This is a genomic window from Lutibacter sp. (assembly GCF_021647475.1).
Classification (GTDB): domain Bacteria; phylum Bacteroidota; class Bacteroidia; order Flavobacteriales; family Flavobacteriaceae; genus Lutibacter.
In genome coordinates this window covers 1-2,482 of sequence record NZ_JAKIUR010000101.1, presented here as the reverse complement: position 1 = coordinate 2,482, position 2,482 = coordinate 1, and the positions used below count along the sequence as shown (strand labels likewise).

Annotated in this window: 2 protein-coding genes; both read left to right on the top strand. The window is 33.2% G+C overall.

All coding sequences use genetic code 11. The features are described 5' to 3' along the window. The first annotated feature begins 277 nt into the window (after nucleotides 1-277). Complete coding sequence (locus tag L3J60_RS13400) at nucleotides 278-1,270, top strand: homocysteine S-methyltransferase family protein (protein ID WP_291976074.1); 993 nt, start codon at nucleotides 278-280, stop codon at nucleotides 1,268-1,270. Between the two features lie 52 nt (nucleotides 1,271-1,322). Further along, nucleotides 1,323-2,482, top strand: a 1,160-nt coding sequence (locus L3J60_RS13395) for a dihydropteroate synthase (protein ID WP_291976073.1), incomplete at its 3' end; no start/stop codon positions are given.

Sequence of the window (2,482 nt, the reverse complement as noted above, 5' to 3'; positions counted from 1 at the left end):
TATAAAGAAGGTGCTACATTCTACCGCATATTTGTGGGAAGATAACACAAGAAACTTCACGTAGAAAACTTCTTCTTTTTTAATACTATTTATTTGGGCGTTACCGTAAACGGTCGGGCTTTCGGCTATATCTTTTTTTACAAAAAAAAGGATGTCACCTCAATCCCTAACGCAAAATATAAACTTAAATAATAGATAAATGAATTAAAAAAACGTCAATTTGAGTAATTTTTGTTAAAAAATTGTATCGAGAATAAGTTTTTTAAAATAAGTTAAAATGAGTACCATACAAGAAGAAATAAAAAAACGAATTTTAGTGTTAGATGGGGCTATGGGAACCATGATTCAACAGTATAAATTTACAGAAGAAGATTACAGGGGTGAACAGTTTAAAAACTTTCATGTTTCAGTAAAAGGAAACAACGATATGCTTTCCATTACACAACCTGAAGCTATTAAAGAAATACATAGAAAATATTTGGAAGCTGGAGCTGATATTATTGAAACCAATACATTTTCAGGAACAACCATCGCTATGGCAGATTATGAAATGGAAGATTATGTGTATGAACTCAATTTTCAGTCGGCTAAAATAGCCAAAGAAGTAGCACAAGAGTTCACAATTAAAAACCCTTCAAAACCACGTTTTGTAGCAGGTTCAATAGGGCCAACAAATAAAACGGCAAGTATGTCGCCCGATGTGAATGACCCAGGGTACAGAGCGGTAACTTTCAATGATTTAAAAACAGCATACAAACAACAAGCAGAAGCTTTATTAGATGGTGGAGCAGATTTATTATTGGTAGAAACAGTATTTGATACCTTAAATGCAAAAGCAGCGCTATTTGGTATTGAAGAAATTAAAGCAACAAGAAATATTGATATTCCAATTATGGTCAGTGGCACCATAACTGATGCAAGTGGTAGAACTTTATCCGGACAAACAGCAGAAGCCTTTTTAATATCTGTTTCACATATTCCGTTATTAACCATCGGATTTAATTGTGCTTTGGGAGCAAAACAATTAACACCTCATTTAGAAGTGTTGGCACAAAAATCTAATTTAAGAATATCTGCACATCCAAATGCTGGATTACCAAATGCTTTTGGAGAATATGATGAAACACCAGAACAAATGGCAAGTCAAATTAAAACCTATTTAGATAAAAATTTAGTGAATATCATTGGCGGTTGTTGCGGAACAACTCCTGCTCATATTAAAGCAATAGCTGAGATAGCGGCCAATTATAAGCCAAGAAAAATTATTTAAAAAATTAAATTTTCGTCATTCTGAACTTGTTTCAGAATCTCATAATTATAGAATGAACAAAGAAAAAAAACAGTTAAAACTTTCAGGACTTGAACCGTTAATAATTACGCCTAAAAGTAATTTTATTAATGTAGGTGAACGAACTAATGTTGCAGGTTCTCGTAAGTTTTTACGCTTGATTAAAGAAGAAAAATTTGATGAGGCAATTGCTATTGCTCGTCATCAAGTTGAAGGAGGAGCACAAATTATTGACATCAATATGGATGATGGTTTAATTGATGGAAAGCAAGCCATGATTCGTTTTATGAATTTAATTGCTGCAGAACCAGATATTGCCAGAGTTCCAATAATGATTGATAGTTCTAAATGGGAAATAATTGAAGCAGGCTTGCAGGTAGCACAAGGTAAATGTGTGGTAAATTCTATTAGTTTAAAAGAAGGAGAAGAAGCATTTATACACCATGCAACTCTAATTAAAATGTATGGAGCTGCAGTAATAGTAATGGCTTTTGATGAAGTTGGACAGGCAGATGATTACAACCGTAGAATTGAAATAGCCAAACGATCGTATGATATTTTAGTTGATAAAGTTGGTTTTCCATCGGAAGATATTATTTTCGATTTAAATGTATTTCCTGTGGCAACAGGAATGGATGAACATAAAAAAAATGCGCTTGATTTTATAGAAGCAACTCGTTGGGTTCGTACAAATTTACCAAATGCTAGTGTTAGTGGAGGAATAAGTAATGTGTCATTTTCTTTTCGAGGAAATAATACGGTACGAGAAGCTATGCATTCTGTGTTTTTATACTATGCGATTAAAGCAGGTATGAACATTGGAATTGTAAACCCTACAATGCTAACTATATACGATGAAATTCCAAAAGACTTATTAGCACATGTTGAAGATGTAATTTTAAACAGAAGAGATGACGCTACTGAACGTTTATTAAGTTTTGCCGAAAATGTTACAAGTACTGTTAAAGAACATAAAATAGATTTGTCATGGCGTAAAAAACCGATACAAGATAGAATTACCCACGCCTTGGTAAAAGGATTAGACGAGTTTATTATAGAAGATGTTGAGGCTGCTAGAAAAAAAGTGCCGCACCCTATTGAAGTTATTGAAGTTAACCTAATGACTGGAATGAATGTAGTTGGAGATTTGTTTGGTTCAGGTAAAATGTTTTTACCTCAAGTTGTAAAATCTGC

Excerpts from the sequence above, each read along its gene's own strand:
- L3J60_RS13400 (WP_291976074.1), top strand. The coding sequence starts at position 278 with ATGAGTACCATACAAGAAGAAATAAAAAAACGAATTTTAGTGTTAGAT.